Source organism: Streptomyces sp. NPDC094143 (assembly GCF_040303825.1).
GTDB lineage: Bacteria > Actinomycetota > Actinomycetes > Streptomycetales > Streptomycetaceae > Streptomyces.
Genome location: NZ_JBEOTZ010000002.1, coordinates 12659 through 37193, shown reverse-complemented (window position 1 = coordinate 37193; position 24535 = coordinate 12659). Strand labels below are relative to the sequence as shown.

Here is a 24535-nt window from a genome sequence, read left to right as displayed (position 1 = left end):
AAACGAAAAGACCCCGGTCCGTCAGGACCGGGGTCTCATTCCCGAGCGGACGACGAGGCTCGAACTCGCGACCTCAACCTTGGCAAGGTTGCGCTCTACCAACTGAGCTACGTCCGCATTGCTCCCGACCAGCTCTCACTGACCGGTGCGGGCACCAGCCTACCTGATCCACATCAGTGGTCGGTACGGCGGTGCAGAGCGGGTGACAGGAATCGCACACTGCGCCTTCCCCCTGGAAGGGGGATGTTCTACTACTGAACTACACCCGCATGTCCGTGAGCTGGGCCTTTCGGCCGTGCCCCTCGGCGTGCTCCAGACTCTAGCTGATCAGCAGGGGTGCTGCGCAAGTCGGCTGGCGCGAGGGGCCGGTGACCGGTCGTCGGCGCGGGCCCGGCGGGCCGTCACTGCGCGGCGCTGAACGCCTCGTAGACCCTCTTGGGGATGCGTCCGCGCGCGGGGACCTCCATCCGGTTGGCCTGCGCCCAGGCGCGCACCGCCGAGGGGTCGGGGGCGACCTCCGTCTGCCGGTACGCCTTGCCCGAGCGGGACCGCTTGCGGCCGGCCTCCACGTAGGGCGCGAGCGCCTTCCGCAGTGCGCCGGCATTGACCTCGCTCAGGTCGATCTCGTACGACCTGCCGTCCAGTCCGAAGGCGATCGTTTCCGTCGCTTCCGAGCCGTCGATGTCGTCAAAGAGAGTGACCACGACCTTCTGCGCCACGAATATCGGTCCCTTCTTGCGGCACTTGCCAATTCATTTCCACAGTGCCCGGCAATGCATGGTGAAGCCCGACTAAATCCTTCCGCGTGTCCGAACGCAATAGGTTTCGGGTGTCGATCGGGAATCTTTCCCGGAAATTTTCGTGAGTGTGCTCGTCGATGCCGGATCGTGATGACGCTCACGTAGCTTCCTACAAGTCGACGCGCGTAGAAATTTTGTGCGGGTAGTCTGAAGGAACCTGCTCAGCACCACACACCGGGAGTGCCAGTGGCACGCGTCGTAGTCGACGTCATGCTCAAGCCGGAGATCCTCGACCCCCAGGGCCAGGCGGTGCAGCGCGCACTGCCGCGGCTGGGTTTCGAGGGGATCTCGGACGTCCGCCAGGGAAAGCGTTTCGAACTGGAAGTTGACGGGCCGGTCGACGAGGCCGCCCTCGCCCGCATTCACGATCTTGCGGAGTCCTTCCTCGCGAACACCGTGATCGAGGACTTCACGGTCCGCGTCGAGGAAGTCGCGGAGGCCGTGAAGTGACCGCTCGTATTGGCGTCGTCACTTTCCCGGGCTCGCTGGACGACCGGGACACGCAGCGTGCGATCCGTCTCGCGGGCGCCGAGCCCGTCGCCCTCTGGCACAAGGACAAGGACCTCAAGCAGGTCGACGCCGTGGTGCTGTGCGGTGGTTTCTCCTACGGCGACTATCTGCGCGCCGGGGCCATCGCCCGTTTCTCGCCGGTGATGGAGCCCCTGCTGGAGCAGGCGAGGGCCGGTATGCCGGTGCTCGGCATCTGCAACGGCTTCCAGATCCTCACCGAGGCGCACCTGCTGCCCGGCACGATGCTGCGCAACGACCACCTGCACTTCATCTGCCGCGACCAGAAGCTGCGGGTGGAGAACGCCGAGACCGCCTGGACCACCGACTACACGGCCGGCCAGGAGATCCACATCCCGCTGAAGAACAACGACGGGCAGTACGTCGCCGACGCGTACACGCTCGACCAGCTGGAGGCCGAGGGCCGCGTCGCCTTCCGCTACCTGGACTTCAACCCCAACGGCTCGCAGCGGGACATCGCCGGCGTCAGCAACGAGGCCGGCAACGTGGTCGGCCTCATGCCGCACCCCGAGCACGCCGTCGAGCCGCTGATCGGCACCGGCCGCACCGACGGCCTCCCGTTCTTCACCTCGATCCTCAAGAAGCTGGTCAACGCATGAGCCGGACGCCTCTGGACACGGTCGAGCACGCGGCCGCGACCCCCGACGTCGAGCTGCCCTGGGCCGAACTGGGCCTGAAGAAGGACGAGTACGAGCGCGTGGTCGAGATCCTCGGCCGCCGGCCCACCGGGGCCGAGCTCGCCATGTACTCGGTCATGTGGTCCGAGCACTGCTCGTACAAGTCCTCCAAGGTGCACCTGCGCCAGTTCGGCGAGAAGGCACCCGAGTCCGACGCCATGCTCGTCGGCATCGGCGAGAACGCCGGTGTCGTCGACGTCGGCCAGGGCTACGCGGTCACCTTCAAGGTCGAGTCGCACAACCACCCCTCCTACGTCGAGCCCTACCAGGGCGCGGCCACCGGCGTCGGCGGCATCGTCCGCGACATCATCGCCATGGGTGCGCGCCCGGTCGCGGTCGTCGACCCGCTGCGCTTCGGCGCCGCCGACCACCCCGACACCAAGCGCGTCCTGCCGGGCGTGGTCGCGGGCATCGGCGGCTACGGCAACTGCCTGGGCCTGCCCAACATCGGCGGCGAGGTCGTCTTCGACGCCTGTTACCAGGGAAACCCGCTGGTCAACGCCGGTGCCATCGGCGTCATGCGGCACGAGGACATCCACCTCGCCAAGGCCTCCGGCGCCGGCAACAAGGTCATCCTCTACGGGGCCCGGACCGGCGGTGACGGCATCGGCGGCGCCTCCATCCTGGCCTCCGAGACCTTCGACGACGCCAAGCCGTCCAAGCGCCCGGCCGTGCAGGTCGGCGACCCCTTCCAGGAGAAGCTCCTCATCGAGTGCACCCTGGAGGCGTTCCGGGAGAAGCTGGTCGTCGGCATCCAGGACCTCGGCGCGGCCGGCCTGTCCTGCGCCACCTCCGAGCTCGCCTCCAACGGCTCGGGCGGCATGCGCGTCACCCTGGACGACGTCCCGCTGCGCGACTCCACGCTCTCGCCCGAGGAGATCCTCATGAGCGAGTCGCAGGAGCGCATGTGCGCGGTCGTGGAGCCGGAGAAGGTCGACCGCTTCCTTGAGATCTGCGAGAAGTGGGACGTCATCGCCACCGTCATCGGTGAGGTGACCGACGGCGACCGCCTGGAGATCTACTGGCACGGCGGCAAGATCGTCGACGTCGATCCGCGCACGGTCGCCCACGAGGGCCCGGTCTACGAGCGCCCCTACGCCCGTCCCGCCTGGCAGGACGCCCTCCAGGCGGACGACGCGAACAAGCTGCCCCGCCCGGAGACCTCCGAGGAGCTGAAGGACCAGGTCCTGAAGCTGGTCTCCTCCCCGAACCAGGCCTCCAAGTCCTGGATCACCAGCCAGTACGACCACTTCGTGCAGGGCAACACCGTCCTCGCCCAGCCCGAGGACTCCGGCATGATCCGGATCGACGAGGAGACCGGCCTCGGCGTGGCCATCGCCACCGACGGCAACGGCCGGTACGCCAAGCTCGACCCGTACCACGGCGCCCAGCTGGCCCTGGCGGAGGCGTACCGCAACGTCGCCACCACCGGCGCCAGGCCGCTCGCCGTCTCCGACTGCCTGAACTTCGGCTCGCCCGAGGACCCGGCGGTGATGTGGCAGTTCGCCGAGGCCGTGCGCGGTCTGGCGGACGCCTGCCAGCAGCTCGGCACCCCGGTGACCGGCGGCAACGTCTCCCTCTACAACCAGACGGGCGAGGCCGCCATCCACCCGACCCCGGTGGTCGCGGTCCTGGGCGTCATCGACGACGTCGCCCGCCGCACCCCGGTCGCCTTCCAGGAGGAGGGCCAGCTGCTCTACCTCCTCGGCGACACCCGCGAGGAGTTCGGCGGCTCGGCCTGGTCCCAGGTGATCCACGACCACCTCGGCGGTCTGCCCCCGAAGGTCGACCTGGAGCGCGAGCGGCTGCTGGCCGAGATCCTGATCTCCGCCTCCCGCGACGGCATGATCGACTCCGCGCACGACCTGTCCGACGGCGGTCTGATCCAGGCCGTGGTCGAGTCGGCGCTGCTCGGGGACAAGGGCGCCCGCCTGATCGTCCCGGACGGTCTGGACGCCTTCACCTTCCTGTTCTCCGAGTCGGCGGGCCGCGCGGTCGTGGCCGTGCCGCGCTCCGAGGAGCTCCGCTTCACCGACATGTGCGGCGCCCGGGGCCTCCCGGCCACCCGCATCGGTGTGGTCGACGGTGACACGGTCGACGTGCAGGGCGAGTTCGCGCTCACCCTGTCCGAGCTGCGCGAGGCGCACGAGAGCACGATCCCGGCGCTGCTGGCGTAGGCGACAGCCCCGAAGCCCCCGCCCGGTCCCTCCGGGCGGGGGCTTCGCCGTGTCCGGACGGCTTTCCCGCGCCACGGTGTTGCACGGAATTACGTACTTTCGTAATCTCGACATCATGGATCTGGAGCAACGCGTCGCCGACCTCGAACGCCGCCTGGCGGCCCTGGAGGGCGACCGGCGCACCGGTCCCCGTGTCGACGGCGGCGACTTCTGGGCCCTGAACGGGCTCAGGGAGCAGCTCTCCGGCGCGGGCATCGCCGACGGAGGCGTCCTCTACACCGGCGCGGTCCGGCTGCCGACCGGCGAGGAGTACGCCTGGCAGCTGACGGCCCTCACACAGGACCTCCTGGACGCCGACGGGACGGTGGCCGCCGAGTCCTTCGCGGCGCTCGGCCACCCCGTCCGGCTCCGGCTGCTGCGCGAGATCATCGGCGGCCGCCGCACCGCCGCCGAACTCGCCGGGCTGGACGAGGTCGGCACGACCGGCCAGATCTACCACCACCTGAGCCGGCTCACCGGCACTGGCTGGCTGCACACGACCGGCCGCGGCCGCTACGAGGTGCCGCCGGCCCGGGTCGTCCCGCTGCTGGTGGCACTGGCGACGGCCCGCCCGTAGACACACAGACAGGGGGAAACAGGATGTCCGTACGCAAGCTCGGCATGGTCGCCTTCCGGGTTCTCCAGCTGCTCTTCATCGGCCTGGTGACCGCCCACGTCTGCCTGGGCTGGAGCCATCCGGTCCTGTTCAACCTGCTGCCGCTGGTGCTCGCGTACGCGGTCGTCACCGTCGCCAACCGGTGGGGCGGCGCCCCGGACAGCCCCCGGGTGGCCCGCGAGCCCGTCGAGGTCGCCCCGCCCGTCACCGGCCGCTGGTCCGCCCTGAACAGCCCGGCCGACCGCACCCCCAGCCACGGCGTCCACGCCCACGGCCAGACGTACGCCATCGACGTCGTGGCCGAACCAGCGCCCGGTGCCCGCCCCGCCTTCCACTGGCTGTGGCCGCTCGCCCGCCGCCCCCAGGACTTCCCGGCCCACGGCGCCCCGATCCTCGCGGTCGCCGATGCCACGGTCGTACGGGTCGTCGACGGACAGCGCGACCACCTCAGCCGCACCTCCCTGCCGGGGCTGCTGTACCTCATGCTGATCGAGGGCTCGGTGCGCGAGCTGTGCGGCACCCGGCGCATCCTCGGCAACCACGTCGTCCTCGACCTCGGCGACGGCACCTACGCCGCCTACGCCCACCTGCGGCGCGGCAGTCTCACCGTCCGCCAGGGCGACCGGGTCCGGGCCGGGCAGCCGATCGCCCGCTGCGGCAACTCCGGCAACTCCTCCGAGCCGCACCTGCACTTCCAGCTGATGGACGCCCCCGACCCGGACGCGGCCCGGGGCGTCCCCTTCACCTGGCGCGGGATCGGCGTCCCCCGCAACGGGGAGACCTTCGAAGCGCCCGCCGCGACGCCCGCCCTAGGCTGACCCTCATGCCTCCGGCCAGGAAACGCCCCCGCAGCTACGACCCCGCCAAGATCCGGGCGGCCGTGCTCGCCCAGTTCGGGCACGTGCGGACCGCTGTCGCCGGGCTCAGCGACGACCAGCTCGCCCTGCCCACGCGGCTCGGCGACTGGATGGTCCGGGACCTGGTGGCGCACTTCGGGATGACCCTGCGGGCCGTCTCCCGCCTGGTGGAGCTGCCGGAGCCGGCCCGGCAGGACGCCACCCTGCTCGACTGGCCGTTCGCGATCGCGGCCGAGGCCCGGGACATCGCCGCGTACGCCCGCGAACTGGCCGGGCGCCACCCCGACCCGGTCGCCCACCTGGCCGCCGCCGAGGAGCGCTTCACCGCCGACCTCGCCGCACACCCCGGCACCCGGCTCCTGGCCACCGGCGCGGGCGCCCTGCCGCTCGCCGACTACCTGGTCACCCGCACCGTCGAGCTCGTCGTCCACACCGACGACCTCAACGCCGCCGTCCCCGGCCTGGACGTCCCGTACGACCGTCAGGCCCTGGCCGCCGGCACCCGGCTGCTGGCCGACGCGCTCGCCGTGAAGGCGCCCGGCGGTTCGACGGAGGTGCGGGTGCCGCCGTACGCCGTGGTGCAGTGCGTGGAAGGCCCGCGGCACACCCGGGGCACCCCGCCCAACGTCGTCGAGACGGACCCGCTGACCTGGATCCGGCTGGCGACCGGGCGGCTGGCCTGGGCGCAGGCCCTGCGGGACGCCCAGGTGCGGGCGAGCGGGGAACGCGCGGACCTGTCGGTTCACCTGCCCTTGATGACATGAGGGGAACCGATCCCCCCGGGTGTTCCGTCGAAGTGGCATGGACAGGCAGAAGCAGCGCATGACACTGACGGCCGCCGCCATGCTCGTCCCGCTCATGGCGGCCTGCGGCAGCGAGAAGGCGGACGGCGGCAGCGGCTCGGTCGGTGCCGAGCGGCCGGTCACCGGCGTCCGGTGGAGCGTGGACAGCGTCACCGCCGACGGGAAGACCCACCAGGCCCCCACCGGCGCCCACGTCACCATCGCCGAGGGCCGGGCGGAGGGCAGCCTCGGCTGCAACACCTTCGGCGCCGACGCCACCGTCGACGGAGACCGCGTCCGGCTCGGCAGGACCATGGCCACGGAGATGGCCTGCGAGGACACGCCCATGGCGTTCGAGGAGACCCTCGCGCGCACGCTCTCCGGCCATGAGTTCGAGGCCCGGGTGGACGGCGACCGCCTCACCCTCACCACCGACCGGGGCGAGACCGTCCGGCTGACCAAGGCCGAGGACGCGCGGCTGAGCGGCACCAGGTGGACCGTCACCAGCCCCCGGGCCGGCGGCCGCGCCCACCTCACCTTCGACGAGGAGAAGGGCACCGTCGCCGGCAGCCTCGGCTGCAACAAGGTGAACGCCAAGGCCACGGTCCGCGACGGCCATATCACCCTCGGCCCCCCGGCCACGACCCGAATGATGTGCGAAGACTCACTCATGGCCGACGAGAAGACCCTGCTGCGACTTTTCGACGGGTCGCTGAAGTACGGAGTCGATCACCAAACTCTGACGCTGACCAGCGAAAACGGCACGAGTGTGCGAGCTGTCGCCGAGCGGTGATCCACCGGAAAGTCCGGTATCCCCAATTCGGACCAACGGTCGACCTCGCCTACACTCGGTGGCGTGCCACGTGGTGACGGACGACTCAACCACGACCTGCTCCCCGGCGAGAAGGGCCCCCAGGACGCTTGCGGCGTCTTCGGTGTCTGGGCTCCGGGCGAAGAGGTCGCCAAGCTCACGTACTTCGGGCTCTACGCCCTCCAGCATCGAGGCCAGGAATCCGCGGGAATCGCGGTCAGCAACGGCTCACAGATCCTCGTCTTCAAGGACATGGGCCTGGTCTCCCAGGTCTTCGACGAGACCTCCCTCGGTTCGCTCCAGGGTCACATCGCGGTCGGACACGCCCGCTACTCGACCACCGGTGCCTCCGTCTGGGAGAACGCCCAGCCGACGTTCCGTGCCACCGGGCACGGCTCCATCGCGCTCGGCCACAACGGCAACCTCGTCAACACCGCCCAGCTCGCCGAGATGGTCGCCGACCTGCCCAAGCAGGAGGGCACCCGCACCCCGCGCGTCGCGGCGACCAACGACACCGACCTGCTCACCGCGCTCCTCGCGGCCCAGACGGACGACGAAGGCAAGCCGCTGACCATCGAGGAGGCCGCGCACAGCGTCCTGCCGCAGGTCCGGGGCGCCTTCTCCCTCGTCTTCATGGACGAGCACACCCTGTACGCGGCCCGCGACCCGCAGGGCATCCGCCCGCTGGTCCTCGGCCGCCTGGAGCGCGGCTGGGTCGTCGCCTCCGAGTCCGCCGCCCTCGACATCTGCGGCGCGTCCTACGTCCGCGAGATCGAGCCGGGCGAGTTCGTCGCCATCGACGAGAACGGCCTGCGCACCTCCCGATTCGCGGAAGCGAAGCCCAAGGGCTGCGTCTTCGAGTACGTCTACCTCGCCCGCCCGGACACCGACATCGCCGGCCGGAACGTGTACCTCTCCCGCGTGGAGATGGGCCGCAAGCTGGCGAAGGAGGCCCCGGTCGAGGCCGACCTGGTCATAGCGACCCCGGAGTCCGGCACCCCCGCCGCCATCGGCTACGCGGAGGCCTCCGGCATCCCGTTCGGCGCCGGCCTGGTGAAGAACGCCTACGTCGGCCGGACCTTCATCCAGCCCTCGCAGACCATCCGCCAGCTGGGCATCCGCCTGAAGCTGAACCCGCTGAAGGAAGTCATCAAGGGCAAGCGCCTGGTCGTCGTCGACGACTCGATCGTGCGCGGCAACACCCAGCGCGCCCTGGTCCGCATGCTCCGCGAGGCGGGCGCCGCAGAGGTCCACATCCGGATCTCCTCGCCGCCGGTGAAGTGGCCCTGCTTCTTCGGCATCGACTTCGCCACCCGCGCCGAGCTCATCGCCAACGGCATGACCATCGACGAGATCGGCACCTCCCTGGGCGCCGACTCCCTGGCCTACATCTCCATCGACGGCATGATCGAGGCGACCACCATCGCCAAGCCGAACCTGTGCCGCGCCTGCTTCGACGGTGAGTACCCGATGGAGCTCCCGGACCCCGAGCTGCTCGGCAAGCAGCTGCTGGAGACGGAGCTGGCCGCCGGCCCGGCCGCCACGGCCGCCGCCGACGCGATCCGCCGTCCCTAGACGGCCCGTCCTCCCCGCCGTACGACACGAAGGTTCTCTTTAGCCATGTCCGAGAAACCCATTGCCGAAGGCGGCGCCAGCTACGCAGCCGCGGGCGTCGACATCGAAGCCGGCGACCGCGCCGTCGAACTGATGAAGGAGTGGGTGAAGAAGGCCCAGCGCCCCGAGGTCCTCGGCGGCCTCGGCGGCTTCGCCGGCCTCTTCGACGCCTCCGCCCTGAAGCACTACGAGCGCCCCCTGCTCGCCTCCGCCACGGACGGCGTCGGCACCAAGGTCGACATCGCCCGCCGGCTGGGCGTCTACGACACCATCGGCCACGACCTGGTCGCGATGGTCATGGACGACATCGTGGTGTGCGGCGCCGAGCCGCTGTTCATGACCGACTACATCTGCGTCGGCAAGGTCCACCCCGAGCGCGTCGCCGCCATCGTCAAGGGCATCGCCGAGGGCTGTGTGCTGGCCGGGTGCGCCCTGGTCGGCGGTGAGACGGCCGAGCACCCGGGCCTGCTGGGCGAGGACGACTTCGACGTCGCCGGCGCCGGCACGGGCGTCGTGGAGGCCGACCGGCTGCTGGGCGCGGATCGCATCCGTACGGGTGACGCGGTCATCGCCATGGCGTCCTCCGGTCTTCACTCGAACGGGTACTCGCTCGTCCGCCACGTCCTGCTGAACCAGGCGGGACTCGCCCTGGACGCGCACATCGAGGAGCTCGGCCGCACCCTCGGCGAGGAGCTGCTGGAGCCGACGAAGATCTACTCGCTGGACTGCCTGGCCCTGATGCGCACCACCGAGGTGCACGCCTTCAGCCATGTCACCGGCGGCGGACTCGCGGCCAACCTCGCCCGGGTCGTCCCCGACGAGCTGCACGCGATCGTGGACCGCTCCACCTGGACCCCGGCCCCGATCTTCGACCTGGTCGGCCGTACGGGCAGCGTCGAGCGCCTGGAGCTCGAGAAGACCCTGAACATGGGCGTGGGCATGATCGCCATCGTCCCCCAGGAGTCCACCGAGGTGGCCCTGGCGACCCTCGCCGACCGTGGCGTGGACGCCTGGGTGGCAGGCGAGATCACGGAACGGGGCGAGCACCCTACCGGTGCCGCCCTGATCGGTGACTACGCCGGCTGAGACACGGTCGTTACCTTGCGTGCAGCACAGAACCCGGTCGGTGACCGGAGTCACCGACCGGGTTTGTGCTCAGTGCAAGGTCAAGCGCCGCGACGATGCTGCGGGGACTGGCCGTCCTCGTCGTCGTCGTCCTCGTAGAGGTCGGCGTACCGTGCGTACAGGTCGTCGTCCTCATCGTCTTCGAACGGCTCGCCGTTAGGCGGCTGCGGATTCGAAGGCGATGCACCCAGCTCCTCGGCCAGGCGTGAGAGGTCAGTCCCACCGCTGTTGTACTTCAGCTGGCGGGCGACCTTCGTCTGCTTGGCCTTGGCCCGGCCGCGCCCCATGGCTCGACCCCCTCAACGACGGGGCTCGACGGCCCCAGAGTCTTGACACGCGTTCATGGTCCGGCACGGACTCTCCGCGGAGAGACCGGTCCGTAGGGCTTCCACGGTACCTGAGCCCGCGCCCATACGGTACGTCGCCCGCATGACGTGCCCGCGCCCAGGACCTTCGAGGCGCCCCGTCCTCGCTGGTCAACCGCGATTTTAACCACTTATCGGCGGTCGACCCGCCGGGAGAAGTGAGAGTTCTCTCTAACTGCCCACCGGCGGGTACCGGCCACCTGTGCGACTAGCGGTGCCCCGGTGGGGGTCAGCGCGCCCGGCGCGCCGCGGCCGCGTCGTGCATCCGCTGCTCGGCGATCCGGTCGGCCGCGGCAGCCGGCGGAATGCCGTCTTCCTTCGCACGTGCGAATATGGCGAGCGTGGTGTCGTAGATCCCGGCCGCCTTCGCCTTGCACCGCTCGAAGTCGAAGCCGTGCAGCTCGTCGGCCACCTGGATCACACCGCCCGCGTTCACCACGTAGTCCGGCGCGTAGAGGATCCCGCGGTCGGCGAGGTCCTTCTCCACGCCCGGGTGGGCGAGCTGGTTGTTGGCGGCGCCGCAGACCACCTTGGCCGTCAGCGCCGGGACCGTGTCGTCGTTCAGCGCGCCGCCGAGCGCGCACGGGGCGTAGATGTCCAGGCCCTCGACGCGGATCAGGGTGGCGGTGTCGGCGACGGCCGTGACGCCCTCGGGGTGCGCGGCGAGGATCCGCCCCACGGCGTCCTCGCGCACGTCGGTGATCACGACCTCGGCGCCCTCCGCCCGCAGGTGCTCCACCAGGTGGTGGCCGACCTTGCCGACGCCGGCGATGCCGACCTTGCGGCCGCGCAGGGTGGGGTCGCCCCACAGGTGCTGCGCGGAGGCGCGCATGCCCTGGTAGACGCCGTAGGCGGTGAGGACGGAGGAGTCCCCGGCGCCGCCGTTCTCCGGGGAGCGGCCGGTCGTCCAGCGGCACTCCCGGGCGACGACGTCCATGTCGGCCACGTAGGTGCCGACGTCGCAGGCGGTGACGTACCGGCCGCCGAGCGAGGCCACGAACCGGCCGTAGGCCAGCAGCAGCTCCTCGGTCTTGATCCGCTCCGGGTCACCGATGATCACGGCCTTGCCGCCGCCGTGGTCGAGACCGGCCATGGCGTTCTTGTACGACATGCCGCGGGCGAGGTTCAGCGCGTCGGCGACGGCCTCGGCCTCGGTCGCGTAGGGGTAGAAGCGCGTACCGCCGAGCGCGGGGCCCAGGGCGGTGGAGTGCAGGGCGATGACGGCCTTGAGGCCGCTCGCGCGGTCCTGGCAGAGCACGACTTGCTCATGGCCTCCCTGGTCCGCGTGGAACAGGGTGTGCAGGACATCAGCAGGTGCGCCGGTTACGTCGGTCACGGTGGTGACTCCTGAGTAAGTTGCGGCGGGTGGAGACAGGCCCCGTGCGGGTGGCGGGGACCGTTGGGCATGAGATTAGAGCCTGGTGGGCCCGTCGGCCGCACCGTGCTCAGGATCACCTCCGACCGGAGTACGTCCGTGCGACGATTTGCATAGATTTCCCGCGCGATCGTGAGCGGGTTCCGCAGGTTTTCGCCGCGGTGCGCGGGGGAGGGAGCAGGCGTGCCCAAGGTGTCCTCGGTGATCGTCCCCTACGCGAGCTACTTGCGCGTGTACGAACCGCTGGCCGCCTTCCCGGAGCCGGAGCGCGGCCACTGGGCCCGCTACGCACGCCGTTTGGACCGTCCCTCGTACCAGGACGAACTCCGGGGCGCCCTGGCCGACTTGGCGCCCACCCCGCCGGTCCCGGTGCCGGTGCACGAGAGCGAGGACGCCTTCGTGCTGGACGTGGACGGGGTCGTCTGCGTCTGCCCCTGGCGCACCCGGCTGCGCGGCTGGCTGGCCCTGGAGGACCTCTCGGAGGAGCTCCCGCCGCCCGTCCTGGACGCGGTCCTGCCGCCCGTCCTGCGCCGCCAGGCCGCCCAGGACTACGAGCGCTGGCTGGCGATCAACCCCGACGCACGGCCGTGGATCCGTACGGCGACCTGGCAGGTGCCGATCAGCTGGTTCGTGCTGGTCTCCGACGAGGAGCGCGAGTACGACAAGGGTGACGGCGAGGACGGCCCGCCCGTGCTGCGCTACCGCACCCCCATGGTCCAGGCCCGGCGGCGGGTGGCCCGGGGCCTGCGCGCCCTGCGGGAGGCCATGGACGAGGGACCGCTGATCGACGGACTGCTGGACGTCGGGCGCTGGCTGGAGGAGTTCCACCCGCGCTCGCTCGTGGAGCTGGACTACGGCGGCCTGGTGCACGCCGTGCCGGCCGGGACCCTGGAGGCGGACCACTCGGCCGCCGACGTGGCCGAGGGCATCGCCGCGCTGCGCCGGGGCGACGGCGCAGCCGCCGGGGAGGCGTACGCCCGCCTTGTGGAGCGGTGGCGTTCGGTGCGGGATCTGCGGTCGGCCAACTGACCCCTGACCATGCGGTCCGTACGGAACGCTCGTGGTCGGTAACGAACTGACGTTTGACGAACCGCCCGATTTGGGGTTTCGTCCTCGCACCGAGTTCCTGAAGCGGGCCGTGCGTTTCCTGAGGCTTCGTCAACAAGGGACGTAGGACCCGATCCGGGCGTACCTCGCAAGTAGGCCAAGCGTGACGGACTACACGTACGAGACCCTTGCGCCCCTTGCCCCTCCTCATGCCAAAATAGGACAAGGAGTCCGGGGAGGGCTCCTTCCGTCCCTAGTGCTGCACTATGGGTGGAATCTCAGCATTGCACGCTATGGGGGGTCTCGTGACTCCTGATCGCCGCTGTGACTGATCGTCACAGCGGCGTGACTGTCCGCTATGGCATGGTCCATCGGCTTCCGTGGCTGATGGACACCTGGAGGGGCAATTCCATCGGTTTGGCCGACGCGGCTGGACAGATGGTGTAGTTGTAGTGCCGAGGACAAGCCGTTCGTCCTATAACCGACTCGACTCGCGTCCGCCATTTCGGGCAACGCGGGTCAAGGTGCAGAATTTAGAGGAAAGAACCGAGAAGGTTCGGTTCTCCCGAGGAGGCCGCTCATGACCGCTCGCACCCCTGATGCCGAGCCGCTGCTGACCCCGGCTGAGGTCGCCACGATGTTCCGCGTCGACCCCAAGACGGTCACGCGGTGGGCGAAGGCCGGCAAGCTCACGTCGATCCGCACGCTCGGCGGGCATCGGCGCTACCGCGAGGCCGAGGTCCGCGCTCTGCTCGCGGGCATTCCGCAGCAGCGCAGCGAGGCCTGAACAACTGAATACCGGGCGAAACGGTCCGTCCCCCAACTGGCCGTGACGTCCGGACCCACAGCTCCAAGCGACGCGGGGTCCTGCCCCAACAGGCCCCACGCCCAAGCCAGAGAGAGCTTTCCGGGCATGTAACAGGGTGCGTCGTCGATCGCGCTGGACTCCGCCGGGTCCAGCGCGATCTTTTTTGTGCGCCGGGCACCAGCCGCCGGACCCGCTGTGAGCGGGCTTGTCGGAGTCTGGGGAGGGGTGTCGGATCAGCTGGGTGCGGCACCTCGGACAAGGTGCAATTGCACATATTAAATTGACCGTTTGTAGGAGGTGGGTAAGTACCGCACTTTGTAAAACTCATGCGGTGACACCCGTCACATACCGAGCGGCTTGTTAGCCCGGCCGCCGGTGGGGTAGAGGAGCCTCCGGCCCCAGCTCCCGTTGCGCGCAAGGGTGTTGAGGCCGCCTCATGCGGGCGCGGGGCTCCCGTCCCCGGCGACCTCGTCCTCGGCGGGGTTCGCCGTCTGAACGGAGTGCGGGGCGGACTCCATCGCCAGCCGCAGCAGGTGACGGCAGATCGGGCAGTGCCGGGTGAGGTGCCGGTAGGACGACGCGGCCGCCAGGTGCGCGCGGAGCAGGGCCCGCGTCTCGTGCCTAGCCGATGCCGCCATACGCCACCTCCACGGGCCGTACGGGGGACGGCCCTGGTTCTGGGGTACCGACCGATTGAGGGGGCGTCAAGACGGCGCGTGGGGGCGCACGGAGCCGTACTCACACCGGCTGCCGTCGGAGGGAGCCGGCAGGGCAGACAAAAGAGCCCGGATCCGAAGATCCGGGCTCTCTGCTGCGGTCCTGACGGGATTTGAACCCGCGGCCTCCACCTTGACAGGGTGGCGAGCACTCCAAACTGCTCCACAGGACCAGGTTTCGCCGCGCTTTCGTGCGTTGCGCTGCGAGAAGAGACTGTACAGGAGGGGGAGCCCCGGGTCGAACTCACCCAGGGTGTGCGGGCGGTCACGGTGCCAGCGCGTCGATCGCCTTCACGATCCGCTTGTCGGAGATCGGGTACGCCGTGCCCAGCGCGTGGGCGAAATAGCTGACCCGCAGCTCCTCCAGCATCCAGCGGACGTCCAGGACCTGCCGCGGCACCGGCCGGCCCTGCGGCATCTGCTCCAGCAGCCAGGCGTACTCGTCCTGCATCTCCTTGACCTTCTCCATGCGCGTGGTGTCGCGCTGGACGTTCGTCGGCATCTGCTGCAGGCGCCGGTCGGCAGCGACCAGGTAGCGCATCAGGTCCGGCATCCTGCGCACGCCCGCCTCCGTGACGAATCCGGGCTTCACGAGGGCGTCCAACTGGCTGCGGACGTCCTGGAGGTTCGGCAGCAGCGCCGGGCTGCGTACGGCCTTCAGCCGGCGCTCACAGGCCTGCCAGGCCGCCAGGACCTGCTGCACCTGGCTCACCGTGCGGACGGTCGTGTCGACGATCTCGGCGCGCACCCTGTCGAACAGCTTCCGGTACGACTCCTCGTCCCACGCGGGCCCCCCGAAGTCCGCGATCAGCTTGTCCGCCGCCGCCATCGCGCAGTCGTCGAACAGGGCCTGCACCGAGCCGTGCGGGTTCGAGGACAGCGCGAGTTTCTGCGCGTTGGTCAGCTTGTCGGAGGCGAACTTCGCCGGGTTCACCGGGATGTTGCGCAGGATCAGGCGGCGGGTGCCCTTCCACATCGCCTCGGCCTGCTCGGCCTCGGTGTCGAAGAGGCGGACGGAGACCGTGTCGCCGTCGTCGACCAGTGCCGGGTACGCCTTGACCGGCTGGCCGGCCCTGCGCGTCTCGAAGACGCGCGTGAGCGTGCCGATCGTCCAGTCGGTGAGGCCCCTGCGCTCCAGGGACTCGCCGCCCTGGCGTTCGGCCGTCGCCGCCGCCGCCTGGGAGAGGGCCTGTCGCGCCTTCGGCTTCAACCGGAGCTTCAGCGCTTCCAGGTCCTTGTCCTCGGCCAGCTTGCGGCGCCGCTCGTCGACGATCCGGAAGGTGATCTTCAGGTGGTCGGGCACCCTGTCCCAGTCGAAGTCCTCGGCGTCGAAGGGGACTCCGACCATGAGCCGCAGCTCGCGGGCCATGGTGGTGGTGAGGGGCTCCTGGAGCGGGGCCGCCTTGTCCAGGAAGGCCTTCGCGTAGTTGGGCGCGGGCACGTAGTTGCGCCGGATCGGCTTGGGCAGGGAGCGGATCAGCTCCGTGACCAGTTCCTCCCTGAGGCCCGGGATCTGCCAGTCGAAGCCCTCGCCGGTGACCTGGTTGAGGACCTGGAGCGGGATGTGCACGGTCACGCCGTCGGCGTCCGCGCCTGGCTCGAACTGGTACGTCACCCGGAACTTCAGGTTCCCCTGGCGCCACGAGTCGGGGTAGTCGGCCTTGCTGACCTCGCCCGCCTTCTCGTTGATGAGCATCTCGCGCTCGAAGTCGAGGAAGTCGGGCTGCTCGTGCCGCTTGCGCTTCCACCAGGAGTCGAAGTGCGCGCCCGAGACGACGTGTTCGGGGATCCGCCGGTCGTAGAAGTCGAACAGCGTCTCGTCGTCGACCAGGATGTCCCGGCGCCGGGCGCGGTGCTCCAGCTCCTCGACCTCGGTGAGCAGGCGGCGGTTGTCCGCGAAGAACTTGTGGTGGGTGCGCCAGTCGCCCTCGACGAGCGCGTTGCGGATGAACAGCTCGCGGCTGGTCTCCGGGTCGATCCGGCCGTAGTTGATCTTCCGCTGCGCCACGATCGGCACGCCGTAGAGCGTGACCTTCTCGTACGCCATCACGGCCGCCTGGTCCTTCTCCCAGTGCGGCTCGCTGTAGGTGCGCTTGATCAGGTGCTGGGCGAGGGGTTCGACCCACTCGGGTTCGATCTTCGCGTTGACCCGGGCCCACAGGCGGGAGGTCTCGACGAGTTCGGCGGACATCACGAACCGCGGGGGCTTCTTGAACAGGGCCGAGCCGGGGAAGATCGCGAACTTGGCGTTGCGGGCGCCCAGGTACTCGTTCTTCGCTGTGTTCTTCCCGCCCTCCCCTCCGGCGTCCTTGATGTCCTTCATGCCGATGTGGGACAGCAGGCCCGCGAGGAGGGAGAGGTGGATGCGGTCGGCCGGGGCGTCGTCCTCGTTGAGGTGGATGCCCATCTGCTTGGCGACCGTGCGCAACTGCGTGTAGATGTCCTGCCATTCGCGGATGCGAAGGAAGTTGAGGTACTCCTGCTTGCACATCCGGCGGAAGGAGGACGAGCCGCGCTCCTTCTGCTGCTCCCGGATGTAGCGCCAGAGGTTGAGGTAGGCCAGGAAGTCGCTGGTCTCGTCCTTGAAGCGGGCGTGCTGCTGGTCGGCCTGGGTCTGCTTGTCGGCGGGGCGTTCGCGCGGGTCCTGGATGGACAGCGCGGCGGCTATGACCATGACCTCGCGGACGCAGCCGTTCCTGTCCGCCTCCAGGACCATGCGGGCCAGCCGCGGGTCGACGGGCAGCTGGGCGAGCTTGCGGCCGGTGTCCGTGAGCCGCTTGCGCGGGTCCTTCTGCGCCGGGTCGAGGGCGCCCAGCTCCTGGAGCAGCTGCACACCGTCGCGGATGTTGCGGTGGTCCGGCGGGTCGATGAAGGGGAACTTCTCGATGTCGCCCAGGCCGGCCGCGGTCATCTGCAGGATGACGGAGGCGAGGTTCGTCCGGAGGATCTCCGCGTCCGTGAACTCCGGGCGGGCGTTGAAGTCGTCCTCGCTGTACAGGCGGATGCAGATGCCGTCCGAGGTACGGCCGCAGCGGCCCTTGCGCTGGTTGGCGCTGGCCTGCGAGACCGGCTCGATCGGCAGGCGCTGGACCTTGGTGCGGTGGCTGTAGCGCGAGATGCGGGCGAAGCCGGGGTCGATGACGTACTTGATGCCCGGGACGGTCAGGGACGTCTCGGCGACGTTCGTGGCCAGAACGATCCTGCGGCCCGTGTGCGGCTGGAAGACCCGGTGCTGCTCCGCGTGGGAGAGCCGCGCGTACAGCGGCAGGATCTCCGTGAACCGGTAGTTCTTCTTCGTCAGGGCGTCCGCCGTGTCGCGGATCTCCCGCTCGCCGGAGAGGAAGACGAGGATGTCGCCCTGGCCCTCCTTCTGGAGCTCCTCGACGGCGTCGATGATCGCGGTGATCTGGTCGCGGTCGGCGTCGTCGCCGTCCTCTTCGAGGAGTGGGCGGTAGCGGACCTCCACGGGGTATGTACGGCCGCTGACCTCGATGATCGGGGCGTCGCCGAAGTGCCGGGAGAAGCGCTCGGGGTCGATGGTCGCCGAGGTGATGACGACCTTGAGGTCGGGGCGCTTGGGCAGCAGCTGGGCGAGGTAGCCGAGCAGGAAGTCGATGTTGAGGGACCGCTCGTGGGCCTCGTCGATGATGATCGTGTCGTAGGCGCGCAGCTCGCGGTCGGTCTGGATCTCGGCGAGCAGGATGCCGTCCGTCATGAGCTTGACGAAGGTGGCCTCGGGGTCGACCTGGTCGGTGAAGCGGACCTTCCAGCCGACGGTCTCGCCGAGGGGGGTGTTCAGCTCCTCGGCGACGCGCTCGGCGACGGTGCGGGCGGCGATCCTGCGCGGCTGGGTGTGCCCGATCATGCCGCGCACGCCCCGGCCGAGCTCCATGCAGATCTTGGGGATCTGGGTGGTCTTGCCGGAGCCGGTCTCGCCGGCGACGATCACGACCTGGTGGTCGCGGATGGCGGCCGCGATGTCGTCCTTCTTCTGGCTGACCGGCAGCTGTTCGGGGTACGTGATCTCGGGCACGCGGGCCCGGCGGCCGGCCATCCGCTCCTCGCCCTTGGCGATCTCCGCCTCGATCTCGGCGAGCACGGCGGCCCTGGCCTCCGGCTTACGGATCTTGCGCGCACCTTCAAGCCTGCGCCCGAGCCGGTGCGCGTCGCGCAGGGACAGCTCGGTCAGGCGGGGGGCGAGGGCGCCGAGGGCGGGGGCGGATTGCGTAGACATACGGGATCCAGGATCTCATCCCCGGGAAATTCGTGGCTAACGCTTTTGCCCCAGGGCGGGGACGGCACCGCCCCCGCCCTGTCGAGTCGATGACCGGCTCGACGGTCGGGGCGGGCAGGGCGGTGGCCGCACCGGCGGACGAGGTCATCACGGTGGCGGCGACGGCTGCGGCGAGGCCGACGGCGGCGATGGGCAGGGCGATGCGTATCCGGCGTGCACCTCACCCCCGGCCGACGCGAAAGAGCCCCTCTCCGATGGTGACGGAGAGGGGCTCAGGCCCTCGGGAGGGCGGTTGTGGCTGGGGCCGGGGTCGAACCGGCGACCTTCCGCTTTTCAGGCGGACGCTCGTACCAACTGAGCTACCCAGCCACGAGGTTTCACGTGAAACCTCAGCGGTCCTGACGGGATTTGAACCCGCGGCCTCCACCTTGACAGGGTGGCGAGCACTCCAAACTGCTCCACAGGACCAAGCTTCGTACGACAGTGTCGCACAGGGTGGTGCGTGCCCCCAACGGGATTCGAACCCGTGCTACCGCCTTGAAAGGGCGGCGTCCTAGGCCGCTAGACGATGAGGGCTATCGGCCCGCCTGGGCGCTTCTCAGCGCGTCGGGGACGTGAGAAGCATATGGGATGGCGGGACCTATCGCCAAAACGGTTTAGGGGGAGGGTGAAGGGGAGCCCTCCGGAGACGTGCTCGGGGACGTGCTCGGGGACGGCGAGGCGCCGGGCTGGTTCTCCTCGGGGAGGTGGCGGCTGACCTCGGCCGTCGTGAGGCCCAGGCCGCCCAGCTCGATCTCGTCCCAGGCCTGGAGATGGCGGGTGTCCCGGTCGAAGTAGAGGATCGACGCCTCGATGGGGTCGGGGTGCCGGCCCTCGATGGCGCGCAGGCCGCTGCCGCCCGTGGAGCCCTCGATGCGCAGCCGCGTGCCGTACTTCAGGATCTCCGTCTCGTCGTGGTGGAGGTGGCCCGCCAGGACCAGGGGGACCTCGCCGTCGACTCCGCGGGCCGCGGAGGGCTCGTGGGCGACGGCCACGTCCACCGGGGTGCCGGCGGCCCGCTGGTCGCGCAGGGCCGTGGCCAGGCGGGCCCCCGCGAGCTGCTGGGACTGCTCGGCGCCGGCGCTCTTGGAGCGGTCGGGGGTGAACTGGGGATCGCCGATGCCCGCGAAACGCAGGCCCCTGATCGTCTCGGCCCGGCCGTCGTCCAGGACGTGGACGTTCTTCAGGCCCTCCAGGTACCGCTGGGTGATCATCGAGTCGTGGTTGCCGCGGACCCAGACATAGGGGGCGCCGAGGTCCTCGACGGGGTCGAGGAAGCCGTTCTCGGCGGCCGTGCCGTGGTCCATCGTGTCACCCGAGTCGACGATCACGTCGACCTTGTACTGCTCCACGAGCGAGGCGATGATCTTCCAGCTCGCCGGGTTGAGGTGGATGTCGGAGACGTGCAGGACCCGGATGGTGGAGGGGTCGGGCGCGTACGCGGGGAGCGTCGAGGTGGCGTCGTAGAGCTTGGTCACGTTGGTGACCAGGCGGGCCAACTCCTTCTGGTAGACGTCGAATTCCGTGACGATGCTGCGCGCGTTGCCGACCAGGGAGGGGGCCGAGGTGAGCAGGCCGGAGAACTTGGGCTCCAGGACCGAGTCGGGGCGCCAGGTCGCGTACGCCGTACCGCCCGAGGCGGCGAGCAGGGCGAGGGCCAGGCCGCCGGCGGCCATCGCGCGGCGGGGGCGGCGGTAGACCGCCAGGCCCAGGGCGGTGGCGCCCACGACGACGGCGACGCCGGAGCGGACGGCCAGGTCGAGGGTGCCGCGGCCGACGTCCTCGGCGACCTCGTCCTGGAGGCCGGAGAGCCGTTCGGGGTGGTCGACCAGGGCCTGGGAGCGGTCGGGGTCGAGCTGGTCGACGTTGACGTCCAGGCGGACGGGGGCGATGTGGCTGTTCAGCTCCAGGGCGCCCAGCGGCGAAATGTTGATCTTCGTCCCGCCGGTGAGCGACGGGCGCAGGGTCATCGTCGTGTTCATGGGACCGACCGGGACCCGGACGTTGCCCACGACCAGCAGGCCGAGCCAGGCGCCGACGAGGACGACGGTCACGAGTCCCACCGCGCGGGTCCACGGGTGCGGCTGCGGTACGAGCGCGATCGTGGCGGGCGCCTGGCGGGAGCGGTAGTGGCGGGCCAGGGCGCGCGGGGCGCTGCGGATCGGGTTCAGGACACTCAGGACTGCGGCGGGGACGCGGGCCATTGGTCCCGTATGCCCAAGTCCGGGGCCGGATATGCGGCGCCGGGAGGCTCTCGTACGGAGGTCTCGTGGCCGACAATGGGCCTGTGCTGGAGATGACGCGCGAGGAGTTCGAGGAACTGGTCGCCGAGGCGCTCGACCGGATCCCGCCGGAGCTGACGCGACTGATGGACAACGTCGCGGTGTTCGTCGAGGACGAACCGCCGGCGGACGATCCCGAGCTGCTCGGGCTGTACGAGGGGACTCCGCTGACCGACCGGGGTGAGTGGTACGCCGGTGTGCTGCCGGACCGGATCACCATCTACCGCAACCCGACCCTGCGGATGTGCGAGTCGCGGGAGGACGTCGTCGCCGAGACGGAGATCACGGTGGTGCACGAGATCGCCCACCACTTCGGCATCGACGACGAGCGCCTTCACGCCCTGGGCTATGGCTGAGCGGGTTGTGAACAGGGGGCGCGTGTCCTCTTGTGGGCGGCGGGAGTTGGAGGTGTTGACTCCATCAGCCCTTCCGGAGGTGGCCCCGTGCGCCCCTTGTACGTACCCGTCCGCCTGGCCGCCACCGTCGTGGCCGTCGCCGCTGCCGCCGGCTGTATGAGCGTGGGCGACGACGACGCGGGCGGGCGCACCAAGCCGTCGCACTCGGCCGGGCAGCGAGGTGGCGAAGCGTCCGGCGGCGGCTCGACGGTGTCGGGCGGCGCCGGCGGGTTCGGGGCCGCCGCGGCCGACGAGGAGCGCGAACGCGGCAAGGGCAAGAAGGGGAAGAAGGGCGAGCGCGGGCGGCCCGGGGAGTCGGCGCCGCCGCGGGTGTCGTCGGCGCCGGACGCGAGCGCGTCCGCGCCCGGGGGCGGCAAGCCGGGGAAGACGTCCAAGCCGACGGCGAGGCCGCCGGCCCAGCCGACGCCCACCCGGACGACCGAGCCGGACCCGACCCCGACGACCCAGGAGCCGACGACGTCCCCGGAGCCCACGCCGGAACCCTCGTCCTCGGCCCACGAGCCGCCCGCTCCCCAGTTGGCCCAACGGGAACCGGCCCCGGAGGCGGGGGCACCGGCGTAGTGACCGGCTTCACCGGGTCGGGGCCGCTGGGCCGGATGCGGGTCGGGCGGGGCCGCCGGCTCGGATCCGGGTCGGGCGGGCGCTGCGAGGTGGCCGGTGCCGGTGGGCGACGGTGCCGGAGTGGGGTTCGGGTGGGGGGAACATTTCGGGGGGGTGGGTGGTTGACGGGTGCGGGGAAGCGCTTCGAGTCGTCTGCGGCCGGGCGGTTTCCCGCTGTCTCCCGCTCGGTCCGGTTTGCGCAACGCGGCCCGGACTGCGTATGGTGGCAGATCGTTTGATCCCATCTTGCCCGGCGCCACCGCAGAGCGCGCCGTGTGGCGCGTACTCTCCCTTGCCGTGGTGGACCGCATTGAGGCGGTCGTATTGCGAATCGCGAATCACGGAGTTGACGGGCGCGTGCCGACGAGACTCCGGAAGGTTTCGCATTCGCATGTCCATCACCAGTACTGATCACGTCGTCATGCCCGAGAACGAGGCAGTCGACACCACCCCCGAGGCCGGCCCCGACACCACCCCCGAGGCCACCTTCGCGGACCTCGGCCTGCCCGAGGGCGTCGTGCGCAAGCTCGCGCAGAACGGCGTGACCACCCCCTTCCCCATCCAGGCCGCGACCATCCCGGACGCCCTGGCCGGCAAGGACATCCTCGGCCGCGGCCGCACGGGCTCCGGCAAGACCCTCTCGTTCGGTCTGCCGACCCTGGCGCAGCTCGCCGGCGGCCGCACGGAGAAGCACAAGCCGCGTGCCGTCATCCTGACCCCCACGCGTGAGCTCGCCATGCAGGTCGCCGACGCGCTCCAGCCCTACGGCGACGTCCTCGGCCTGAAGATGAAGGTCGTCTGCGGCGGTACGTCCATGGGCAACCAGATCTACGCCCTGGAGAAGGGCGTCGACGTCCTGGTCGCCACCCCGGGCCGGCTGCGCGACATCATCAACCGCGGCGCCTGCTCCCTGGAGAACGTGGAGATCGCCGTTCTCGACGAGGCCGACCAGATGTCCGACCTGGGCTTCCTGCCCGAGGTCACCGAACTGCTCGACCAGGTCCCGGCCGGCGGCCAGCGCATGCTCTTCTCGGCCACGATGGAGAACGAGATCTCCACGCTGGTCAAGCGCTACCTGACCGACCCGGTCACGCACGAGGTCGACAGCGCCCAGGGCAACGTCACGACCATGTCGCACCACATCCTCATCGTGAAGCCCAAGGACAAGGCGCCGGTCACGGCCGCGATCGCCTCCCGCAAGGGCCGCACGATCATCTTCGTCCGCACCCAGCTGGGCGCCGACCGCATCGCCGAGCAGCTGTGCGACTCCGGTGTGAAGGCCGACGCGCTGCACGGCGGTATGACGCAGGGCGCGCGTACCCGCGTGCTGGAGGACTTCAAGAAGGGCTACGTCAACGCGCTCGTCGCCACCGACGTCGCCGCCCGCGGCATCCACGTCGACGGCATCGACCTGGTGCTGAACGTCGACCCGGCCGGCGACCACAAGGACTACCTGCACCGCGCGGGCCGCACCGCGCGGGCCGGCCGGACCGGTACGGTCGTCTCCCTCTCCCTGCCGCACCAGCGGCGCCAGATCTTCCGGCTGATGGAGGACGCGGGCGTCGACGCCACGCGCCACATCATCCAGAGCGCCGGCGCCTTCGACCCGGAGGTCGCCGAGATCACCGGGGCCCGGTCCATGACCGAGGTCCAGGCCGAGTCCGTGGGCAACGCCGCTCAGCAGGCCGAGCGCGAGGTCGCCCAGCTCACCAAGGAGCTGGAGCGGGCGCAGCGCCGTGCGAACGAGCTGCGCGAGGAGGCCGACCGGCTGCTCGCGCGGATCGCGCGTGAGCGGGGCGAGGAGCCCGTGGCCGCGGACGCCGAGGCCGGGGACGCCCCCGTCGCCGTCGAGGTGTCGGTGCCCGAGCAGCCGACCGCCAAGGACGTCGAGCGTCACGACCGCGCCGAGACCTCCGCGCCCTACGAGCGCCGGGAGCGGCGTGACGAGCGCGGCGGGGCCGGGCGCGACCGGTACGCCGACCGGGACCGGTCCTCCGACCGTGACCGTTCCTTCGAGCGCCGCGACGACCGGGGCGACCGTGGTGGCCGTTCGTTCGAGCGCCGTGACGACCGGGGTGACCGCGGCGGGCGTTCCTTCGAGCGTCGTGACGACCGCGGTGGCTTCAACCGCGACCGTCGTGACGACCGTGGCGGCCGTTCCTTCGAGCGCCGTGACGACCGTGGCGGCTTCCGCCGGGACGACCGGGCGGACCGGGGTGAGCGCGGCGGCTTCCGGCGCGACGACCGGGGCGACCGTGGTGGCCGTTCGTTCGAGCGCTGTGACGACCGGGGTGACCGCGGCGGGCGTTCCTTCGAGCGTCGTGACGACCGCGGTGGCTTCAACCGCGACCGTGACCGCGGCGGCTTCCGCCGGGACGAGCGCGGTGGGCACCGGGGCAGCGACCGTCCCTTCAACCGCGACCGCCGGGACGACCGTCCGGGCTTCCGCTCCGGCGGCCACGACCGTCCGGGCAACGACCGTCCGGGCCACGACCGCCCCTACGGCCGTCGTGACGACCACCGCGGCGGCGGTTCCTTCGGCCGCCGCGAGGACAAGCCGCGCTGGAAGCGCAACGGCTGATCCAGACGCGTGACGAGCGCCGTGGCCCCCCAGGCGGGCCGCGGCG

The 24535-nt window shown here is 70.6% G+C and carries 20 protein-coding genes and 6 tRNA genes; 14 read left to right on the top strand and 12 right to left on the bottom strand.

What is annotated here, in order from left to right; all coding sequences use genetic code 11:
* Positions 1-44: 44 nt before the first annotated feature.
* The 3 genes from ABTZ58_RS02590 to ABTZ58_RS02580 all read right to left on the bottom strand — a co-directional run bounded on the left by ABTZ58_RS02590 (position 45) and on the right by ABTZ58_RS02580 (position 719).
* Positions 45-117: transfer RNA gene (locus tag ABTZ58_RS02590), tRNA-Gly, on the bottom strand.
* An 80-nt stretch (positions 118-197) separates the two neighbouring features.
* A tRNA-Gly gene (locus ABTZ58_RS02585) sits at positions 198-269 on the bottom strand.
* Positions 270-401: 132 nt separating this feature from the next.
* The gene (locus ABTZ58_RS02580) at positions 402-719 is read right to left on the bottom strand and encodes a histone-like nucleoid-structuring protein Lsr2 (RefSeq protein ID WP_351349661.1); all 318 of its coding nucleotides are present in this window, start codon (positions 717-719) and stop codon (positions 402-404) included.
* 267 nt (positions 720-986) lie between these two features.
* On the opposite strand from ABTZ58_RS02580, the gene purS reads away from it, so the two are divergent.
* From purS to purM, 9 genes are all read left to right on the top strand, one after another.
* Positions 987-1250, top strand: coding sequence for a phosphoribosylformylglycinamidine synthase subunit PurS (gene purS, locus ABTZ58_RS02575; RefSeq protein ID WP_010045045.1), 264 nt, complete (start codon positions 987-989; stop codon positions 1248-1250).
* Positions 1247-1927, top strand: a complete 681-nt coding sequence (gene purQ / locus ABTZ58_RS02570; RefSeq protein ID WP_351349659.1) for a phosphoribosylformylglycinamidine synthase subunit PurQ — start codon at positions 1247-1249, stop codon at positions 1925-1927. Before purS ends, purQ begins: the two co-directional genes overlap by 4 nt.
* A complete protein-coding gene (gene purL, locus ABTZ58_RS02565; RefSeq protein ID WP_351349657.1) occupies positions 1924-4182 on the top strand; it encodes a phosphoribosylformylglycinamidine synthase subunit PurL in 2259 nt (752 codons plus the stop codon). Before purQ ends, purL begins: the two co-directional genes overlap by 4 nt.
* Positions 4183-4297: 115 nt before the next feature.
* A complete protein-coding gene (locus ABTZ58_RS02560) occupies positions 4298-4798 on the top strand; it encodes an ArsR/SmtB family transcription factor (RefSeq protein ID WP_351349655.1) in 501 nt (166 codons plus the stop codon).
* Between the two features lie 23 nt (positions 4799-4821).
* On the top strand, positions 4822-5655 hold the full coding sequence (locus ABTZ58_RS02555; protein WP_351349653.1) for a M23 family metallopeptidase: 834 nt from the start codon (positions 4822-4824) through the stop codon (positions 5653-5655).
* A 5-nt stretch (positions 5656-5660) separates the two neighbouring features.
* Positions 5661-6458: a maleylpyruvate isomerase family mycothiol-dependent enzyme gene (locus ABTZ58_RS02550; RefSeq protein ID WP_351349651.1), complete on the top strand. Its 798-nt coding sequence runs from the start codon at positions 5661-5663 to the stop codon at positions 6456-6458.
* 37 nt (positions 6459-6495) lie between these two features.
* Positions 6496-7269 carry an META domain-containing protein gene (locus ABTZ58_RS02545; protein ID WP_351349649.1) on the top strand — a complete coding sequence of 258 codons (774 nt, stop codon included), beginning with the start codon at positions 6496-6498 and terminating at the stop codon, positions 7267-7269.
* Between the two features lie 63 nt (positions 7270-7332).
* Positions 7333-8862 carry an amidophosphoribosyltransferase gene (gene purF, locus ABTZ58_RS02540; RefSeq protein WP_351349647.1) on the top strand — a complete coding sequence of 510 codons (1530 nt, stop codon included), beginning with the start codon at positions 7333-7335 and terminating at the stop codon, positions 8860-8862.
* A 45-nt stretch (positions 8863-8907) separates the two neighbouring features.
* Complete coding sequence (gene purM, locus ABTZ58_RS02535) at positions 8908-9987, top strand: phosphoribosylformylglycinamidine cyclo-ligase (protein WP_351349645.1); 1080 nt, start codon at positions 8908-8910, stop codon at positions 9985-9987.
* Positions 9988-10067: 80 nt separating this feature from the next.
* Here the strand turns inward: purM and ABTZ58_RS02530 are convergent, their stop codons facing one another.
* Together ABTZ58_RS02530 and ABTZ58_RS02525 are read right to left on the bottom strand one after the other, a co-directional pair.
* Positions 10068-10313 (bottom strand): DUF3073 domain-containing protein, encoded by a 246-nt coding sequence (locus ABTZ58_RS02530; RefSeq protein WP_309095869.1) that lies wholly within the window; start codon positions 10311-10313, stop codon positions 10068-10070.
* Between the two features lie 307 nt (positions 10314-10620).
* Positions 10621-11727 carry a Leu/Phe/Val dehydrogenase gene (locus ABTZ58_RS02525; protein ID WP_351349643.1) on the bottom strand — a complete coding sequence of 369 codons (1107 nt, stop codon included), beginning with the start codon at positions 11725-11727 and terminating at the stop codon, positions 10621-10623.
* A 222-nt stretch (positions 11728-11949) separates the two neighbouring features.
* Here ABTZ58_RS02525 and ABTZ58_RS02520 point away from each other — a divergent pair, with 222 nt between their 5' ends.
* Positions 11950-12795 carry a DUF8083 family protein gene (locus ABTZ58_RS02520; protein WP_351349641.1) on the top strand — a complete coding sequence of 282 codons (846 nt, stop codon included), beginning with the start codon at positions 11950-11952 and terminating at the stop codon, positions 12793-12795.
* A gap of 598 nt (positions 12796-13393) precedes the next feature.
* Positions 13394-13600, top strand: a complete 207-nt coding sequence (gene bldC / locus ABTZ58_RS02515; RefSeq protein WP_003949541.1) for a developmental transcriptional regulator BldC — start codon at positions 13394-13396, stop codon at positions 13598-13600.
* A gap of 455 nt (positions 13601-14055) precedes the next feature.
* Here bldC and ABTZ58_RS02510 read toward each other — a convergent pair whose 3' ends face one another.
* The 7 genes from ABTZ58_RS02510 to ABTZ58_RS02480 all read right to left on the bottom strand — a co-directional run bounded on the left by ABTZ58_RS02510 (position 14056) and on the right by ABTZ58_RS02480 (position 20814).
* Entirely contained in the window at positions 14056-14259 is a 204-nt protein-coding gene (locus tag ABTZ58_RS02510) for a DUF6274 family protein (protein WP_351349639.1), read from the bottom strand.
* Between the two features lie 176 nt (positions 14260-14435).
* Positions 14436-14510, bottom strand: a tRNA-Asp gene (locus ABTZ58_RS02505).
* Positions 14511-14602: 92 nt separating this feature from the next.
* A complete protein-coding gene (hrpA, locus tag ABTZ58_RS02500; RefSeq protein WP_351349637.1) occupies positions 14603-18571 on the bottom strand; it encodes an ATP-dependent RNA helicase HrpA in 3969 nt (1322 codons plus the stop codon).
* 295 nt (positions 18572-18866) lie between these two features.
* Positions 18867-18940 (bottom strand) — tRNA-Phe (locus tag ABTZ58_RS02495).
* Between the two features lie 24 nt (positions 18941-18964).
* Positions 18965-19039: transfer RNA gene (locus tag ABTZ58_RS02490), tRNA-Asp, on the bottom strand.
* Between the two features lie 35 nt (positions 19040-19074).
* Positions 19075-19147: transfer RNA gene (locus ABTZ58_RS02485), tRNA-Glu, on the bottom strand.
* Positions 19148-19227: 80 nt separating this feature from the next.
* The gene (locus ABTZ58_RS02480) at positions 19228-20814 is read right to left on the bottom strand and encodes a metallophosphoesterase family protein (protein ID WP_351349635.1); all 1587 of its coding nucleotides are present in this window, start codon (positions 20812-20814) and stop codon (positions 19228-19230) included.
* An 83-nt stretch (positions 20815-20897) separates the two neighbouring features.
* Between ABTZ58_RS02480 and ABTZ58_RS02475 the strand changes: the two genes are divergently transcribed.
* From ABTZ58_RS02475 to ABTZ58_RS02465, 3 genes are all read left to right on the top strand, one after another.
* Entirely contained in the window at positions 20898-21248 is a 351-nt protein-coding gene (locus tag ABTZ58_RS02475) for a metallopeptidase family protein (RefSeq protein ID WP_190199398.1), read from the top strand.
* An 87-nt stretch (positions 21249-21335) separates the two neighbouring features.
* Positions 21336-21869, top strand: coding sequence for a hypothetical protein (locus ABTZ58_RS02470; protein ID WP_351349633.1), 534 nt, complete (start codon positions 21336-21338; stop codon positions 21867-21869).
* Between the two features lie 430 nt (positions 21870-22299).
* Positions 22300-24489 carry a DEAD/DEAH box helicase gene (locus ABTZ58_RS02465; RefSeq protein WP_351349631.1) on the top strand — a complete coding sequence of 730 codons (2190 nt, stop codon included), beginning with the start codon at positions 22300-22302 and terminating at the stop codon, positions 24487-24489.
* Positions 24490-24535: the final 46 nt, after the last annotated feature.

Bases quoted from the DNA above. Each gene is read 5' to 3' on its own strand.
- purL (WP_351349657.1), top strand. From the start codon at position 1,924: ATGAGCCGGACGCCTCTGGACACGGTCGAGCACGCGGCCGCGACCCCC.
- ABTZ58_RS02560 (WP_351349655.1), top strand. From the start codon at position 4,298: ATGGATCTGGAGCAACGCGTCGCCGACCTCGAACGCCGCCTGGCGGCC.
- ABTZ58_RS02555 (WP_351349653.1), top strand. From the start codon at position 4,822: ATGTCCGTACGCAAGCTCGGCATGGTCGCCTTCCGGGTTCTCCAGCTG.
- ABTZ58_RS02550 (WP_351349651.1), top strand. From the start codon at position 5,661: ATGCCTCCGGCCAGGAAACGCCCCCGCAGCTACGACCCCGCCAAGATC.
- ABTZ58_RS02545 (WP_351349649.1), top strand. From the start codon at position 6,496: ATGGACAGGCAGAAGCAGCGCATGACACTGACGGCCGCCGCCATGCTC.
- purM (WP_351349645.1), top strand. From the start codon at position 8,908: ATGTCCGAGAAACCCATTGCCGAAGGCGGCGCCAGCTACGCAGCCGCG.
- ABTZ58_RS02530 (WP_309095869.1), bottom strand. From the start codon at position 10,313: ATGGGGCGCGGCCGGGCCAAGGCCAAGCAGACGAAGGTCGCCCGCCAG.
- bldC (WP_003949541.1), top strand. From the start codon at position 13,394: ATGACCGCTCGCACCCCTGATGCCGAGCCGCTGCTGACCCCGGCTGAG.
- ABTZ58_RS02510 (WP_351349639.1), bottom strand. From the start codon at position 14,259: ATGGCGGCATCGGCTAGGCACGAGACGCGGGCCCTGCTCCGCGCGCAC.
- hrpA (WP_351349637.1), bottom strand. From the start codon at position 18,571: ATGTCTACGCAATCCGCCCCCGCCCTCGGCGCCCTCGCCCCCCGCCTG.
- ABTZ58_RS02480 (WP_351349635.1), bottom strand. From the start codon at position 20,814: ATGGCCCGCGTCCCCGCCGCAGTCCTGAGTGTCCTGAACCCGATCCGC.
- ABTZ58_RS02465 (WP_351349631.1), top strand. From the start codon at position 22,300: ATGTCCATCACCAGTACTGATCACGTCGTCATGCCCGAGAACGAGGCA.